At 59.4% G+C, this 16553-nt stretch carries 13 protein-coding genes; 11 read left to right on the forward strand and 2 right to left on the reverse strand.

What is annotated here, in order from left to right; genetic code table 11:
* Positions 1 to 17: 17 nt before the first annotated feature.
* Positions 18 to 923: a glycosyltransferase family 2 protein gene (locus BQ7391_RS07200; RefSeq protein ID WP_075279979.1), complete on the forward strand. Its 906-nt coding sequence runs from the start codon at positions 18 to 20 to the stop codon at positions 921 to 923.
* Positions 924 to 935: 12 nt separating this feature from the next.
* Here BQ7391_RS07200 and BQ7391_RS07205 read toward each other — a convergent pair whose 3' ends face one another.
* On the reverse strand, positions 936 to 1280 hold the full coding sequence (locus BQ7391_RS07205; RefSeq protein WP_075279980.1) for a DUF2304 domain-containing protein: 345 nt from the start codon (positions 1278 to 1280) through the stop codon (positions 936 to 938).
* A 5-nt stretch (positions 1281 to 1285) separates the two neighbouring features.
* Positions 1286 to 1966 (reverse strand): glycosyltransferase family 2 protein, encoded by a 681-nt coding sequence (locus BQ7391_RS07210; protein ID WP_075279981.1) that lies wholly within the window; start codon positions 1964 to 1966, stop codon positions 1286 to 1288.
* Positions 1967 to 2159: 193 nt separating this feature from the next.
* Here BQ7391_RS07210 and BQ7391_RS07215 point away from each other — a divergent pair, with 193 nt between their 5' ends.
* From BQ7391_RS07215 to BQ7391_RS07260, 10 genes are all read left to right on the forward strand, one after another.
* The gene (locus BQ7391_RS07215; protein WP_075279982.1) at positions 2160 to 3512 is read left to right on the forward strand and encodes a coiled-coil domain-containing protein; all 1353 of its coding nucleotides are present in this window, start codon (positions 2160 to 2162) and stop codon (positions 3510 to 3512) included.
* Positions 3513 to 3874: 362 nt separating this feature from the next.
* The gene (locus BQ7391_RS07220; protein ID WP_129583927.1) at positions 3875 to 6451 is read left to right on the forward strand and encodes a L,D-transpeptidase; all 2577 of its coding nucleotides are present in this window, start codon (positions 3875 to 3877) and stop codon (positions 6449 to 6451) included.
* A gap of 123 nt (positions 6452 to 6574) precedes the next feature.
* Positions 6575 to 7555 carry an ATP-grasp domain-containing protein gene (locus tag BQ7391_RS07225; protein WP_075279984.1) on the forward strand — a complete coding sequence of 327 codons (981 nt, stop codon included), beginning with the start codon at positions 6575 to 6577 and terminating at the stop codon, positions 7553 to 7555.
* Positions 7556 to 7563: 8 nt separating this feature from the next.
* Complete coding sequence (locus BQ7391_RS07230) at positions 7564 to 8922, forward strand: sodium/glutamate symporter (RefSeq protein WP_075279985.1); 1359 nt, start codon at positions 7564 to 7566, stop codon at positions 8920 to 8922.
* 22 nt (positions 8923 to 8944) lie between these two features.
* A complete protein-coding gene (locus BQ7391_RS07235) occupies positions 8945 to 10222 on the forward strand; it encodes an ATP-grasp domain-containing protein (RefSeq protein WP_075279986.1) in 1278 nt (425 codons plus the stop codon).
* A gap of 1 nt (position 10223) precedes the next feature.
* The gene (gene rffA / locus BQ7391_RS07240; protein ID WP_075279987.1) at positions 10224 to 11357 is read left to right on the forward strand and encodes a dTDP-4-amino-4,6-dideoxygalactose transaminase; all 1134 of its coding nucleotides are present in this window, start codon (positions 10224 to 10226) and stop codon (positions 11355 to 11357) included.
* Between the two features lie 675 nt (positions 11358 to 12032).
* Positions 12033 to 13811 carry a phosphotransferase gene (locus BQ7391_RS07245; protein ID WP_075279988.1) on the forward strand — a complete coding sequence of 593 codons (1779 nt, stop codon included), beginning with the start codon at positions 12033 to 12035 and terminating at the stop codon, positions 13809 to 13811.
* Complete coding sequence (locus BQ7391_RS07250) at positions 13808 to 14749, forward strand: DMT family transporter (protein ID WP_075279989.1); 942 nt, start codon at positions 13808 to 13810, stop codon at positions 14747 to 14749. The genes BQ7391_RS07245 and BQ7391_RS07250 overlap by 4 nt, the downstream gene beginning before the upstream one ends.
* Before the next feature lie 52 nt (positions 14750 to 14801).
* On the forward strand, positions 14802 to 15713 hold the full coding sequence (locus tag BQ7391_RS07255) for a glycosyltransferase family A protein (RefSeq protein ID WP_235858639.1): 912 nt from the start codon (positions 14802 to 14804) through the stop codon (positions 15711 to 15713).
* A 108-nt stretch (positions 15714 to 15821) separates the two neighbouring features.
* Entirely contained in the window at positions 15822 to 16553 is a 732-nt protein-coding gene (locus BQ7391_RS07260) for a glycosyltransferase family 2 protein (protein WP_235858640.1), read from the forward strand.

Genomic DNA, 16553 nt, shown 5'->3' on the forward strand with positions numbered 1-16553 from the left:
CGTCTGGGAGATTTTACATGAAACAGGTCCACCCCATTGTCGCGGTGATAATGTCCACCTACAACGGAGCCCGATTCCTCGTCGAGCAGATTGAGAGTGTGCTTGCACAGAGTGACGTCCAAGTGAGGCTCTACGTGAGGGATGATGGCTCCACCGATGAGACGCTGCAAATTCTCGAGGGGTTCGAGCGCGAGGGAAGGCTGACGCTCGAGCGTGGCGAGAACATGGGCGTCGTCCCCTCGTTCATCCGTGCGCTCTCCATGGTCCCCTCGGACATCGAGTTCATTGCTCTCTGTGACCAGGATGATGTCTGGCATAGGGACAAGCTCACGCGTGCGGTGCGCGAGCTCAGTAAGAGGGGCCAGGATGTCCCCCTCCTCTATTGCAGCGAGTACATGTTCTGCGATTCTGACATGCAGCCTCTTGGGAGGTCCCACCTCAACCGTATCGGGGTTAATTTTGAGACGCTTCTCTACGAGACGATGGTGTCAGGGAACACCACCGTCATCAACAGGAGACTAGCGGAGCTGGCGATTGCCGCGGGGTCAGAGGGCGTCTACGGTCACGACTGGTGGCTGGGCCTCATCGCTGCGGGACTGGGAGAGCTCATATTCGACGACTTCATCTCCCTCGATTATCGTCGCACGGGGGGCACGGTCAGCCCTACGGGGGCATCGCCCGTCACGCTCCTGCTCTATCGGGTAAGGAAGTTTCTTGCCGGGGGGGACCTCGTGAAGATTACCGGGCAGCTGCAACGATATTACCAGTGCTTTGGGGGGGATCTGCCCGAAGAAAGAAGGAGACTGATTGAGCGCTTCCTGCAGGGCGGCCGCCTCCGCAAGGCGCTCGCCCCGGTTCGTCTCCGTCAGAAGCCCTTGGAGGAAGTCGCCCTCAGGGTCCTCTTCCTGGCCGGGGCCATCTAGGGAGTGCCTATCTCACCTCTCGTCCTTCTCGTGCTGCGAGAGGGCGATTTCCTGGGTGAGCTCATTGACCTTGCTTTTGAGGCGTGAGATCTCAGCGGAGTTGGAGAACACCTTCCACAGAAGCAGGACGATAATGGCCAGGTAGACGAAGTTGCTGGCAGACATGAAGCCGAGCGCGTACGCCAGGCTGATGGCAATTCCCGGGAAGAGGGCGAGAAGCACAAAGATCGCCGCGAGCACGACCCAGAACACGGCGTCCTCGACGAGGATCTTCTCCTTCTTGACCTTGCGGCCAACGAGGGCGAGCGCGGCAACGGCTCCGAGGACGAGAAGAACGCGGAGATAGACGGGAAGCATCGGACCTACCTTAGTACGCAGGACATGATGATGGAGAGGCACGTTCTCGCCATGTACCCGATGGCGTTGCCCATGTTGAGGTAGCTCTCGCCACCCTGCCTCTCCTGCATCTGGGCCGGCACCTCAATCACCTTGAACCCCTTGCGGGCGGCGAGCGCGATGGTGTCGGGCTCGGGGGCGCAGTCGAAGGAGGTAGCAAACCGGTCGATCATGCGCGAGCTGTACATGCGCATCCCCGAGGTCGGGTCGGTGATCGTTGTGTGGGCGGTCATTCGTATAAGCAGCGAGATAATCTTGGACCCAACGCCGCGCAGGCCGCCGACCTTTTCGCCGCTCAGAACGCGCGAGGCTATGACAATGTCTGCTCCCTCGCGCTCAAGGGACTCGGCCATCGTGGGTATGAAGGAGGGCAGGTGCTGGCCATCGGCGTCGTACTGCACTGCCGCGTCGTAGCCGTTTCTCTGGGCATACTTCATGCCCGCCTTGAAACCTGAGGTGAGACCGGTGTTCACGGGGAGGTTGATTCCGTTGAAGCCGCGATCGTAGATAATCTCAGCCGTGCGGTCGCTCGACCCGTCGTTGACAATCACGTAGTCGACGTCAGGGCACGTTGCTCTGAGCGCCTCGACCGTCTTCTCGAGGCAGGCTTCTTCGTTATAGGCGGGAATGATGGCAAGTACCTTCATGTGTCGTCTTTCGATGGTTGTACAGTACTGCGTAGTCTAGCATGCCGAGGCTATGGTGGGATCGGGGGCGGTGTCCATCCGGTATGGGCGAGCGTGCCTGTCCTGTGAAGAAGTCCTCATTAGGCTATGATAAACAAGATTCTACATACTCTGCATGGTCTATTCTTTGATGGGTTTCCTCAGGGAGTGACGAATGAAATTGAGGCGTGGTTCCGTTGCAGTGATGGCAGTTACCCTGGCTCTCTCGTTCGGGGCAGCCATGCTTGTCTTTCCCGGCTCTGCTGTAGCCGCTGACGCACAATCAGATCTTGCTACGGCGGCTGGGAGACTCGAGGAACTGGGCAGCCAGCTTGCAGACCTGCAGAGCCAACTTGCAGTCGCAACCGCCGACTCCGAGGAGCTCGATGCCGCGGCAGATGCCAAGGGCGAGGAGGTCGTCGCCGCCCAGGAGGAGCTGTCGGCGCGTCAGGCGGACCTCTCAGAGGACATGCGGTACAACTACAAAGTGGGATCCTCCTCGATTCTCGAGTTCCTGTTGAGCTCGAGCAGCTTCGAAGATTTCGTCAACAGGACCTATTACGCGGAGAAGATTCTCAGTGACCAAGCCGAGAAGATCGATTCGGTCAAGTCGGCGGCAGACCGACTCGCTCAGGAGCAGAGGGAGCTCGAGGGTAGACAGGCAGAGCAGCAGGCAAAGGTCGACGAGCTGATGGCGCTTGTGGAGGAGTATCAGGGAACGGTCGACGAGGCGGCTGCGGTGTATAACTCCCTTGATGAGCAGGCCCGCGCAGAGCTTGTGTCTGAGCAGGCTCAGAACGAGAACATTGCCACCGCCGTCGAGGCCGCCGAGTCCTCCAGTGCGGACGCGGAGGACCTGAAGCAGGCGGACGCCGATCGTGAGGACACGAAGGAGCCCGAGCCGTCTGAGGGTGGTGAGGGTCAGGACGGTGGGAGCGTAACGAACCCTGGCGACTCCGGGCAAGTGGACAGTGACCCCAACTACAGCGACGGGCCCCTTACGGGGACCCGGACGCGTGATCCCTATCTCGACACGGTCACGTGGGCGGGTGATACCGAATATATCAACGCCCTCGCCTCAAGAGCCGCAAGCATCGGAAGTAGCACGAGTTATTTCATAGCATTTGACAACGAGCTTTGCCGCTTCATCGTATTCCAGCGCTCAGGTGGGAGCTGGCAGGCCGTGAAGCTGTGGAACTGCAATGGTGCCAAAAACACCTACTCGGGCGTCTGGACCGTCGTCCACAAGAAAATTTGCAACTGGGCAGATGAGTACTTTGGGAAGGGGCTCAACGACTGGTCGACCTGCTATATCGAGTCCTATTCCAGTGACAGCTACGGATACCTCCGATACGTGCCCGGAAAGGGGTATGAGGACTGCGCCGCCGTGCATTCCACCGGTGAGACAACGACCGGATGGTCGAACCGCGGGTGCGCCGGTCTTCAGTGGGGGAGTGCCAAGTGGGTTTATGACAACATTCCCATTGGCACGACGCTCTGGGAGTTCCGGTATAGCGACGTTTTCTAGTCCGATTCGAGTTTGATGAAAAGGCGCATCATTGGGTAGTTGAATATGGGCTATAATGCTCATGGCTTTACCCCGTAAACGAAACCTAAACGACAGCCAGGGGTCGAAGGGATTATTCGTGTGCCTAACAGGTGCGTGAGGGGATGGAGCTTGCAATGCCTATGAACAAGAAGCCCTGCGTTGTCGCCGGCCTCATGGCGACGCTAGGACTTGGTGCGACACTTGTCGCCGTGCCATCTGTCGCGCTGGCGGATGAGGTTGCCCCAAATGCCCCACTGTCTGGGCACGAGGTCCTCGCCGAGGATGAGGCCGGTAGAGATCTTGTTACCTTGCCCGGGACGGATTCCTCTGTAGGCGCTGAGGTGCCTGATGAGGCCGATGGCGTGACTGTCGACGAGGACACCCCGGATGTCGTAGAGCCCTCGGACCCCGTCTTGGATACTGATGAAACTGAGGGCACGCTCCAGGAGGGGTCGGATGCGCTTGGCCCTGACGCGAACTCTCCTGCCGAGAATGGGGCCATCGCCCCCACCGACCCGACTGTCGCAACCGATACAGACCTCGTCGAAGAAGACTCTTCCTCAGCGATTGTGGCCGACGATGTCCTCGATGCTTCCGAGACTCCTTCCTCTGATGCTTCGGACGTTGACGTCGAGCTTCCCAAGGTCGGCTGGGACGGGGACTTCTACTGGGATGGCACCACCAACGAGGACGGGACGGCGAGGGAGTACACCGGCTGGGTGGTCGACGACCATGAGGGCCAGGGGCTCCAGCGCTACTGGGTGAAGGAAGGCAAGAAGTTCACCGGTGGCGTGTTCGAGATTGGCGACGGCACCTTTGGCTATGCCCTCAGCAGCTGGGTGCTGCGTGAATCGAAGTGGGTTGGTGACCTCCTTTATATTGCCAATAACGATGGCGTTCTACTTACGGATGGATGGCACGTCGGCGACTTTGGTGACGGACAGCAGCGATACTATGTTGAGAGCGACTCCCACGCGATTCGTAGGGGCTATTCCGACTCTACCGAAAATGGCGGTTGGGCGCACTACACCACCGACGCAGGCTACGTGCTGCGCGGCGCGGGGCGCGGCTCCGACGACGGCCACATGTACTACGCCGACAACGACGGGCGCCTCTACACCTCCGGGTGGCTCGTGACCGACGACTTCGGCCAGGGCCTCCAGCGCTACTGGTTCGAGGGCGACAGGGTCGCCTCCGTGGGCGTCCACCAGACGGGCGCCTCCTCTTGGACCTACGTCACCTCCGAGGGCTACGTCCTGCGCGGGCACCTTCCCGTGGGCAACCTCGTCTACCTCGCCGACAACGACGGCAACCTCGCCGGGGGCGCCGCTGGCGGCTGGGTCGTCTCCGACGACTTCGGCCAGGGCCTCCAGCGCTACTGGATCGACGCCGGGAAGCACGCGGCCGTCGTGGGCTACGACAACGGCTCAAAGGGCGCCGGCAACTGGGCGCACTACACCACCGACGCGGGCTACGTGCTGCGCGGCGCGGGGCGCGGCTCCGACGACGGCCACATGTACTACGCCGACAACGACGGGCGCCTCTACACCTCCGGGTGGCTCGTGACCGACGACTTCGGCCAGGGCCTCCAGCGCTACTGGTTCGAGGGCGACAGGGTCGCCTCCGTGGGCGTCCACCAGACGGGCGCCTCCTCTTGGACCTACGTCACCTCCGAGGGCTACGTCCTGCGCGGGCACCTTCCCGTGGGCAACCTCGTCTACCTCGCCGACAACGACGGCAACCTCGCCGGGGGCGCCGCTGGCGGCTGGGTCGTCTCCGACGACTTCGGCCAGGGCCTCCAGCGCTACTGGATCGACGCCGGGAAGCACGCGGCCGTCGTGGGCTACGACAACGGCTCAAAGGGCGCCGGCAACTGGGCGCACTACACCACCGACGCGGGCTACGTGCTGCGCGGTAGTAAGTTAATGGCTAACGGCTATCTCCTTGCGGACAATGATGGCAAGATTGCTACCGTTGCCGGTGAGTCCGGTTTTGTGGTCTCCTCTGAGTTTGGGAATGGCCTGCAGAGGTATTTCCTCAAAAAGATTGATGGCGTTTACTACGCTCAGACTGGGCGCATCGATTATGGCGGTAGCCACTATTATGGGCTTAAGAACGTCGGCTATGTTCTCAGGGGCAAGTTGCGGTATGGTAATGGGATGCTTCTTGCGGACAACGATGGCGTGCTCGCCTGGACCGAGGGCTGGCTCGTTACGGATAAGTACGACGGGTCGATGCAGCGCTATCGTATCGACAGCGCTCCGGGCGATGGGTTGATGGGAGCCCGTATCGGTTTCTTCACGCTCGACGGGAATGACTACTACGGGCGTGACAATGAAGGCTATGTTGTGCGTGGCCTGTACATCGCCCCGTCTGGGAATGTGTACTATGGCAACAACGACGGAGTTCTCGAAGATGTCCCCGTCTCTCAGGTTGCCCTGAATCTCTGGGCGCGCATCAAGGACGTTTACAGTGCCACCCAGTACCTCATTGCCGTTGACTGCGAGAACTGTCACACCGTCGTCTTCCAGGGTAGCGCCGGCAACTGGAAGCCCATCTTCGACTGGCTCTGCGGCGTCGGGCTTCCCCAGTACAACGGTGGCCAGGGAACCATTCGCGGAACCTATACGATTGGCGGGGACGGCGCCTACTGCAACTGGACGAGCGACCCCGACTACTCCGAGTATGGCAACCCCTACGACTACCAGACGCGCTACTTCGCCAAGGATGACATCAAGTGGTACACCAACTTCTGCCTTGACCTTGGTTTCCACTCCACGATTGGCTGGGATGGCGGGTACAGCGACCCCAACCAAATCGGGAAGAAGATTTCCCACGGCTGCATTCGCCTGCTCGAGGAGAATGCAAAGTGGATCTACTTTAACGCCTCGTATGGGACTACGGTCGTCACCATCTAGCCGATGACCTAAGGGCATGTTGGGCGCGCGATGTCCGAGAATGACTTGGACATCGCGCGCCCTTCCATATGGTTTAAAATGCTAAAGGTCGTTTCGCCTGTTTTTCTGGAGGTCTTCAAAGCCATGGCTACCGTTCTCGTCACCTCGCTCGGCTCCGTCGCGGCCGACATCACCATCAAGACCCTCAAGCGTCTCAACCACCGTGTGGTGGGGACCGACATCAACCCGCGCGAGTACGTTGCCGACGCCCTTGAGGTCGGTGCGTTCTATCGCGCGCCCTATACGATGGACGTCGAGAACTACCTCGCCTTCATCGAGGACGTCTGCGCGCGCGAGCACGTCGACTTCGTCTTTCCCATGACGGATCTCGACATCGACGTCTTCAACGCCAACCGCGAGCGCCTCGCCAAGACGGGCGCCACCTTCTGCATGTCACCCAAGAGCGCGCTCGACACGATCCGCAACAAGAAGACGCTCGCGGAGTTCATCAACGAGCACTGCCCCCAGATCAAGACCATCACCACGCTCAGCCTCACAGAGTGCCAGGACGGCACGCCGTTCGGCTACCCCGTCATCGTGAAGCCCTATGACGGCCGCAGCAGCATCGGCCTCTATCGCATCTACAACGAGTACGACTGGGCGGCCGCCATGGCGGCGATCGAGGAGCCCGAGCGCTACATCGTCCAGCCCTTCGTCGAGGGCCCCATCGTCATGTCAGAGATCGTGCGCAGCCCCGAGAGCGGAAAGACCGTCGTCGTGGTGCGTGAGGAGCTTCTTGAGACGAGCAACTTCTGTGCCATCACCGTGCGCATGTACCACGACGAGGACCTTGAGGCACGCAGCCGCGAGCTCGCCAAGGCGCTCGACATTCGCGGCAGCGTGAACTTCGAGTGGATTCTCGACCCCGAGGGAACCTATCACTTCGTTGAGTGCAACCCACGCTTCTCCGCTGGGGCCGAGTTCACCGTCATGAGCGGCTACGAGCTCATCGACAACCACCTCCGCTGCTTCCAGGGTCGCGACATCGAGGACTACACCTATCGTCACCAGATGATCATCGCCCGCAAGTACGAGGAGTACATCACCAAGATCTTCGAGGACTAGGGGGCATCGTGACCGTCACAGACTTCCTGCTCGACTTCTGCATCATGTCCGGCCTTCTCCTCGTGTCTCACATCATTCGCACGAGGGTAAAGCTCTTTCAGAACCTCTACATCCCCGCCCCGCTCATCGCGGGGTTCCTAGGCCTCTTCCTCGGTCACCAGTTTCTGAACGTCCTGCCGTTCTCCCCGGCCATCTCCGATTACGCAGGAGTGCTCATCTCCGTGGTGTTTGGCACGATGTTCCTGGGGGAGCGTCGCAAGGTCTCCTTTGGCTCCATGGTAAAAAAGGCGGGCGATTCCTTCTTCGTGAACGGTGCGGCGGAGATTGCTCAGTTCGGCCTCTTCATCCTCATTGGCGTGCTGGTGCTCCCACTCGTCTTCCCCGGTATCAACGAGTCCTTCGGCCTCATGCTGCCTGCGGGATTTGCGGGCGGCCACGGCACCGCAGCAGCCATGGGGGGCGTCTTCGCCGAGCACGGCTGGGACGAGGCGACGAGCATAGGTCAGGCATTCGCGACCATCGGACTGCTCGGCGGCATCGTCTTTGGCGTTGCCCTCGTCAACCTTGGCACGAGGAAGGGCTACACTCGCGTGCTCAAGAAGGTCGAGGAGCTCCCTGAGGAGATGCGCATCGGACTCAACCCGCCGGAGAAGCGCGAGTCGCTCGGAGAGGACACGGTGAACTCCATCTCCATGGACTCGCTCACGTGGCACGGCGCTCTCGTCCTCGCAACGACGGGGCTCGCCTACCTCATCAACCACGGGCTCTCCATCGCGCTGCCGCAGATCGCCTTCCCCACGTATGGCATCGCCATCATCTGCGGCATCATGCTCCAGGCGCTGCTGCGCGCGCTCAAGCTGGACACCTACGTTGACAAGCGCCCCATCACGCACATCTGCAGCTGCACGACGGACTATCTCGTGGCCTTTGGCGTCGCCTCTATCAGCATCAACGTCGTCGTTAAGTACGCGGTTCCCATTGCCGTGCTCGCGGTACTCGGCTTTGCCTGCGTGTTCTTCTTCCACTTCGTCATCGCGGGGCACTTCCTCAGGAACTGCTGGTACGAGAGGGGCCTCTTCATCTTCGGCCAGTGCACGGGCGTGCTCGCCACGGGCGTGCTGCTGCTCCGCGTCTCCGACCCCGAGTTCAAGACAGGTGCGCTTGGGGACTTCGGCCTGGTCTGGCTCTTCTTCACCATTGTGGATGCCTTGCTCGTCGCGCTCACGCCGACCCTCCTGCTCGCTGGGTGGGGGCTTCCTGCGGGGGTCGTCATTACGCTTCTTGCCGTCGTGTTCCTACTCTTGAGCTGGAAGATGTTCGGTGTGAGGAAGTTCAACGCGGCCGAGGGCATCCCTACCGAGGAGTAGGGAAGACCAGGAGGGTAAGACGTTGTCTCAACACAAGCTGCTGATTCTCGGCTCGACCTCAGAGTTCTCACCTCTGGTCAATCGTGCTCGCGAGCGGGGGATTGCTACCGTCGCCTGTGACGGCTATCCTAACGGCCCTGCCAAGGCGCTCGCCGACGAGAGCTTCGACGTGAGCGTCTATGACCATGACGCCATCGCGGAGGTCTGCCACAGGACGGGCGCCGACGGCATCATCACGGCGTTCTCTGACAACCTTGCCGAGCAGGCCTCCATCATCGCTGAGAGGGCGGGGCTGCCGTTCTACCTGCCCTCAGCGCGACTTGCCATCCTGCGCGACAAGACGCGCATGAAGTCCATGTTCGACGAGCTGGGGGTGCCCTACCCGAGGACGGCCGTCGTGCGGCGCCAGAGCATCCGTGAGGGCCTGTCTGAGCTCTCCTTTCCCGTGGTGACCAAGCCGCTCAGCGGCTGGGGCTCTCGCGGCGTCTATCTGCTGGACACCCCAGACCAAGTCGTCGAGCGATTCGATGAGGTGGCGGGCTACTCTAGCGCCGACAGCATCATCGTGGAGGAGTACAACGACGGCTACGAGCTCAACATGATGAGCTGGGTCGTGGGTGGCGAGCCCATCGTGCTCGAGGTTGCTGATCGCGAGAAGACCCATGACGTTCCGTTCGCTATTCCTCACGTGAGCAGAATCGTCTATCCGAGCTGTCTCATTGATGTCGTCATCGACGCTGCCCGTGACATCGCCGGCCGCGTCGCGCGCTATGTTGGCCTTGAGAACGGCCCGCTCTGCATGCAGTTCTTCTGGAAGCCCGGTCGTGGGATCCAGGTGTGCGAGTGCGCCGGCCGCGTCTTTGGGACCGAGCACGAGATGCTCGAGTATGCTACCTATGGGCGCCTTACCGTAGAGGACCTGCTCATAGACACGGTCTATGAGCCCGAGCGCCTGGGAGAGAGGCTGGCGGGGCACGACCCGCACCTCGACAGGGTGGCGTGCGGCCTCTTCTTCCATGGGAAGGAGGGGAGAATCGCCAAGATAGAGGGAGTCCCGTCCCCGGAGGCGGACCCACGCGTCATTGACACGCTCATGTACTACGCTGTTGGCGAGGACATCCGGCGGGGCGCCCAGCCCTACGTGATGCGGAGCTATCTCGCCTCCGAAGCACGAGGGGAGCTTGACGAGCTGACCGACAAGATCAACGACTCCTTCTCCGTGTTCTCCGAGGACGGCTCCTCGCTTCTGCTGCATAATGAGCGCATGACCTATGAGACGGCCCCCGAGGGGGATAGATAGCATGATTGATTTCAACGTTCCGCCCTACGTGGGCACCGAGATGGACTACGTCCGCGAGGCCGCCGAGAAGAACCGCAAGATCTGCGGCGATGGCCCCTTCTCCCGCAAGTGCCACGCCTGGATGGAGGAGCGCTTCGGCGCGGAGAAGGTCCTGCTCACCACGAGTGGCACGGCCGCGCTCGAGATGGCCGCCGTGCTCTGCGACCTCAAGCCCGGTGACGAGGTGATTCTCCCAAGCTTCACCTTCTCGTCCACGGCGACGGCCTTCCAGGCGATGGGCGCCACGCTCGTCTTCGTGGACATCCGCCCGGACACCATGAACATCGATGAGGCCAAGATCGAGGACGCCATCACGGAGCGCACTCGCGTTATTGTTCCCGTGCACTATGCCGGCGTGTCCTGCGAGATGGACGAGATTGTTCGCATCGCCCGCAAGCACAACCTCATCGTGGTCGAGGATGCAGCCCAGGGCGTCATGAGCACCTACAAGGGGCGTGCCCTGGGAACCATCGGCACCTTCGGCTGCTACTCGTTCCACGAGACCAAGAACTACTCGATGGGGGAGGGCGGTGCCCTTGTCATCAACGACCCGGCCTACATCGAACGCGCGGAGATCATCCGCGAGAAGGGCACCAACCGCTCGCTCTTCAAGCTTGGCCAGGTGGACAAGTACACGTGGGTCGACCGCGGCAGCTCCTATCTCCAGAGCGACCTCAACGCCGCCTACCTCTGGGCCCAGCTCGAGAGGGCGGACGAGATCAACGATGACCGCCTTGCCACTTGGCATGCGTACTACGAGGCGTTTGAGCCTCTCGCGGAGGCGGGGAAGGTCGAGCTTCCCGTGGTGCCCGAGGGGTGCGTGCACAACGCGCACATGTTCTACCTCAAGGTAAGGGACCTCGAGGAGAGGACCGCCTTCATCGAGCATCTCAAGCAGCATGGCGTCATGGCGGTGTTCCACTACGTGCCGCTGCACAGCTCGCCCGCGGGGCTCAGATTCGGCAGGTTCCATGGGGAGGACGTCTACACCACGAAGGAGAGCGACCGACTGGTGAGGTTGCCGATGTATTATGGGCTTTCGGCTGAGGATTGTGCGTCTGTGGTCGGTGCCGTGAAAGGGTTCTTTGGGGTGTGACGAATGGCGCCATGTCTTTCGGTGGTGTCAATCTTTTCATATCGCTGCTTCGAGAACGTGCCGGATGAGACAAGCTATGCGCACGCAGGGCTATCGCGGATGATGATGGGCATTATGTCGCTATTGCTCACATGTAATCTCAAGGCATAGAGTGTGCGGCAAGAGGATAGTGAGTGGAGCACTTCGCGGTCAACGCGTTATCGAGCGGTCCTCGTTGTGTTGACCATTGCCTTGACTTTGGATTGCATCGAATCGCATTACTGACTGCATATGCCGTGGTTCCGTAGGGACCTCCCTATGATGAGGGTGATAAAGCCCGTTCAAACGGATATGTCCGACGCCGCAGCGCAACTCTATGAATTGTGTATGGATGACGAGGTGGAAGAAGCGACAATAACGTAATCCGTGGAGTGAATATCTCCTGGCATAGGTGTGCAATGAATCGGTAGGAGTGCTGTATCTTGGGTGCGAATCAGGCATTACGCTTCTGAGATAATCGGCTCATACCGCCTCTGTCGCTGGGCATGTCGTCTTGCTTGTAAAACTCTGCACGCTTCTGCCCGGCTTCTACAGTACGCGTTCATTTCAATTTGGCATTCAGTTTTTCTAATCTGATGGTAAAATATGAACACATAATGCGTGATTTGCCGACCAGATTTCCTCTTGGGAGAGACCATGTCGCTCACGAAAAACGAATTCAAGATCCTGAATGCGCTCAGCAAGACGGGCGATACCTTGACGAGGCGCCAAATCGCGCAGGAGACCGGTTTGGCTTTGGGTACGGTAAGCTCCGTTGCCCGCGGACTTGAGGCAGATGGCAAGATGCTCGATGGGCGCATCACCGAAAGGGGCATCTCCGCGCTCGAGCCCTATCGAATCGACAATGCGGTCATCATGGCGGCCGGTCTCTCCAGCCGTTTCGTACCCCTCTCATACGAGCGACCCAAAGGCATGTTGCGTGTTAAGGGCGAGATTCTCATCGAGCGACAGATCGAGCAGCTGCTCGAGCGCGGCATCTCGGACATCACGGTTGTCGTCGGCTATAAGAAAGAGTATTTCTTCTACCTGGTGGCAAAGTATGGCGTCAAGATCGTTGTGAACGATTTGTACGCCGAGCGCAACAATAGTTGGACGCTTTGGCTCGTGCGCGATCGGTTGCGCAATACCTACGTTTGCTCTTCAGATGACTATTTTACGGTCAATCCATTTGAGCGATACGTATACAAAGCCTATTACGCCTCTGTGTATGCACAGGGAGAGACGGCAGAGTGGTGCATTGGGACCGGATCGGGCGGTCGTATCACCAAGCTTTCCATCGGCGGCCGCGATTCATGGATCATGCTCGGGCATGCGTATTTCGATCGCGCATTCTCCGAACGATTCGTGCGACTCCTTGGCGATGTGATCGAGCGTCCCGACACATTCGGCAGACTATGGGAAGATGTCTACGCCGCACATCTCGACCTTTTGGACATGGAGATTCGACGGTACGACGAAGGCGTGATTTGGGAGTTCGATTCGCTTGCGGAGCTCGAAGACTTCGACCCGGACTTCATCTTCAATGTCGATTCGGAGATCTTCGACAACATCGAACGCGTCCTTGGATGCAAGCGGGAGGAGATTACCCACTTCTATCCCATGAGCCAAGGTATCACGAACCTCTCATGCCACTTTGCGGTCGGTGACCATGAATATGTATACCGACATCCCGGTGTGGGAACCGAAAAGCTCATAAATCGCAAAACGGAGGTTGCCGCTAACACGGCGGCGCGGTCAATCGGTGTCGACCGGACATTCATGTACGAGGATGATGAGCGGGGGTGGAAGATCTGCCATTTCATCTCTCATGCCCGCACGCTCGACCCGTCAAGTCCCACGGACGTGAAGCGTGCCATGGAACTTTGCCGCCGCATTCACGAGTCGGATGTGGAACTCGATACGGTATTCGATTTCTTCGAGAACGGTGTTGGCTACGAGAAGGCACTTGCGGAACGCGGCGCCATCGATATCCCGGGTTACTTTGAGTTGCGCGGAAAGGTGGCGCGTCTTAACGAGCTCTCGAAATGCGATGGATACGGCCTGTGCTTTAGTCATAACGACTATCTGCAGTTCAACATCCTCTTCGATGATGAAGGCGAGCTTAGCATCATCGATTGGGAGTATGCGGGAATGTCCGACCCCATGAATGACGTTGCGACGTATGCGGTGTGCAGTGAGGCGGATGAACATCTCGCGGAACAAGCGTTGACTTTTTATCTGGGGAAACGTCCGACGTCGCGCGAGCTGAGGCACTTCTGGTCGCGCGTGGTGCTTGCCGGATGGTGCTGGTATGTATGGGCTCTGGTGAAGGAGGCCGAGGGTGCCGGCGTCGGTGAATGGCTGTATATCTATTACCGGTACGCCGCTCAATATGTGGATGCGGCGCTACGTCGATACGAGGATGTGGCGGAATGATATTCGGTATCGGGGCGGCGATCACGTGGGCGCTCGATACGGTGATTCTCGGTATCGCCCTCGCAACGGCAGTGTTTTCAGCAAGTCCGATGGCCATCGCCCTTGCCTCGTTTACGAGCACGTTCCTGCACGATGCGTGCTCCGCGCTATACACCCTCGTTTACTTGTCGACACGCGGAAAGCTGCGCACCGCCATGCGCACGCTCTTCTCACGCAATGGACTCGTTGTGGCCGGTGCCGCGCTGGTGGGAGCCCCTCTGGGAATGACGGGCTATGTAGTGGCCATCGATAACATCGGACCTGCGTATACTGCTGCGATCTCGGCCTTTTTCCCGGCGTGGGGCGCATTGCTGTCCACCCTTCTGCTCAAGGAACGTATGAAGGGCTATCAATGGGCAGGACTTTCGGTGTGCCTCGTAAGCGTCGCGGCTTTGAGCTGGTCTCCCGCCGCAAATGTGCCGGGTAACTGGGCAATTGGCATCGCGGCCGCACTCGCTTGCGTTTTCGGGTGGGGTACCGAGGCCGTTATTATCGACTGGAAGCTGCGGGACGCCTCGATCGACGATGAGTGCGCGATGCAGATTCGCGAAATCGTATCGGCTCTGACCTACGCCTTGATAATCCTGCCCGTGCTAGGTGGCTGGAGCTGTGCGCTTGATGCGTTGAGAAGCAGTGCGATGCCGTTTATCGCGATAGCGGCATTCTGCGGTACGGTCTCGTATCTCCTGTATTACAAGGCCATCGCGCGGCTTGGCGCCGCACGTGCGATGGCCCTGAACATCACGTATTCAGCTTGGACTATTCCGTTTTCGCTGATTATGCTGGGGGCGATGCCCGACCTGCGCGGCGTGATGTGCGCTCTTCTGATTATCGTTGGGGCCATTGTAGCGGCGACGGATCTGCCCTCGTTGTTTGATACGTCGAACCGGCGTGCATAGGGCGTGCGCAATTTGCATGGTCGGAGGTTTCAGCGAGCGCTGAGCAGCTACAATGGGGAGAACAGCAGCGTTTCATTATGCGCTGCGGCGTCTGCGCGGAAATGCGCCCGCCACGGCGGGATGGGAAGAGTGTCGGGACGGAGTCATGCCTTTTTCTGCAGCTGACCATACGTTTGTGATATGCGCTTACGGTGAGACCAAGTTTCTGTCTGACTGCGCGAGGTCTCTCTGCGAGCAGACGCTGCCAACTCGCATTCTTATCGCAACTAGTACGCCCAACGATTCCATTCGACGTGTAGCCGCTAGCTACAAGCTCAGGCTGTGCATCAACGAAGGGGCCCCGAGCATCGCGCACGACTGGAATTGTGCGCTAGGCCATTGCGAAACGCCTTTGGTTACCATCGCTCACCAAGATGACGTCTATGCGCCTCAATTTGCAGAGCTGGTGCTCGACTACGTGAACCGTGCCGAGCATCCCCTGCTTGCTTTTACGGACTACGGTGAAATCCGTATGGGTTCCCACTCGGGGAGCGATGGCATCGTCGTCGACAACACGAAAATGCTAGCGGTGAAGCGCGCGATGCTCGCTCCGTTGAAGCACCGGAGGGCTTGGCGCAATAGGCCTCTCCGTCGTCGTATGATGTCGCTCGGCTCTCCCATCTGCTGCCCCTCGGTGACATATTGCCTGCCCAATCTGCCCAGTCCCGTGTTTCGCAGCCAGATGCGTGGGGGACTTGATTGGGATGCATGGGAGCGTATCTCGCGCATGCAAGGGGACTTCGTGTACATCCCCCGCATCCTCATGCATCACCGCATCCATCTCGAGTCCGAGACGTCCGCGTTGATTCAGGACAATATCCGATCTCAAGAAGACCTCGAGATGTTCCGTCGCTTTTGGCCGAAACCGGTTGCGCGTGCTCTCAACGGCCTTTACGGATTGAGCCTTCGTAGCAATAGCCTGTGAGCGAGGGGCGCCGTGCGAGCGATTCGATTCGGCCGATTTCCGATTCTTGGTGTTGGTGGGACGTGGGCATATACTTATGTTCATATTCATGCATGATTGAGGTGGATTATGCAACAGGGCAAACGAGATATGTCACGGCCCCGCGTGCTTGTGATTATTCCTGCATACAACGAGCAGGAGAGCATCGTCGATGTCGTCCGCAGCGTTGTTGCGGCTGGATATGACTATATCGTAGTGAATGATGGATCATCCGATGCGACGCTTTCGATTTGTCGCGAGAATGGCATCTCCGTGCTCAACCTTCCGCAGAACCTTGGCATAGGGGGAGCGGTTCAAGCGGGGCACCGTTTCGCACAGACGTTCGGTTACGATATCGACGTTCAGTTCGACGGGGATGGCCAGCATGATGCACGCTTCCTAGATGCGATTGTCGCGCTTGTCGAATCGGGCGCCGATTTGGCGATAGGTTCGCGCTTCTTGGAGGAAACGGGCGGATTTACATCGACATTCATGAGGCGCGTCGGCAAGTCGTGGCTTTCGTGGTGCCTGAGGCACTTCGCCCATATCTCGGTGAGCGATCCGACTTCCGGGTTCCGTGCTTGCGGTAGGCGGGCTATCGACCTATTCGCCGACAACTACCCGATTGATTACCCGGAGCCGGAGTCGATTGCCGTAGCAGCGGGCTTGGGGCTTACGATTCGCGAGATGCCGGTGGTCATGCACGAACGGCAGGGCGGCGTTTCGTCCATCGGGTTCGCAGCGAGTGCTTACTATATGGTGAAAGTGACGCTTGCCATTCTCATTGCCGCTATGGGACATACCGCAAGGAGAGGGAGGTAG

It is taken from the genome of Thermophilibacter provencensis (assembly GCF_900128445.1).
Taxonomy (GTDB): Bacteria; Actinomycetota; Coriobacteriia; order Coriobacteriales; family Atopobiaceae; genus Thermophilibacter; species Thermophilibacter provencensis.

Coding starts and splice junctions, on each gene's coding strand:
- BQ7391_RS07200 (WP_075279979.1), top strand. CDS start 18: ATGAAACAGGTCCACCCCATTGTCGCGGTGATAATGTCCACCTACAAC.
- BQ7391_RS07205 (WP_075279980.1), bottom strand. CDS start 1,280: ATGCTTCCCGTCTATCTCCGCGTTCTTCTCGTCCTCGGAGCCGTTGCC.
- BQ7391_RS07210 (WP_075279981.1), bottom strand. CDS start 1,966: ATGAAGGTACTTGCCATCATTCCCGCCTATAACGAAGAAGCCTGCCTC.
- BQ7391_RS07215 (WP_075279982.1), top strand. CDS start 2,160: ATGAAATTGAGGCGTGGTTCCGTTGCAGTGATGGCAGTTACCCTGGCT.
- BQ7391_RS07225 (WP_075279984.1), top strand. CDS start 6,575: ATGGCTACCGTTCTCGTCACCTCGCTCGGCTCCGTCGCGGCCGACATC.
- rffA (WP_075279987.1), top strand. CDS start 10,224: ATGATTGATTTCAACGTTCCGCCCTACGTGGGCACCGAGATGGACTAC.
- BQ7391_RS07245 (WP_075279988.1), top strand. CDS start 12,033: ATGTCGCTCACGAAAAACGAATTCAAGATCCTGAATGCGCTCAGCAAG.
- BQ7391_RS07250 (WP_075279989.1), top strand. CDS start 13,808: ATGATATTCGGTATCGGGGCGGCGATCACGTGGGCGCTCGATACGGTG.
- BQ7391_RS07255 (WP_235858639.1), top strand. CDS start 14,802: ATGGGGAGAACAGCAGCGTTTCATTATGCGCTGCGGCGTCTGCGCGGA.
- BQ7391_RS07260 (WP_235858640.1), top strand. CDS start 15,822: ATGCAACAGGGCAAACGAGATATGTCACGGCCCCGCGTGCTTGTGATT.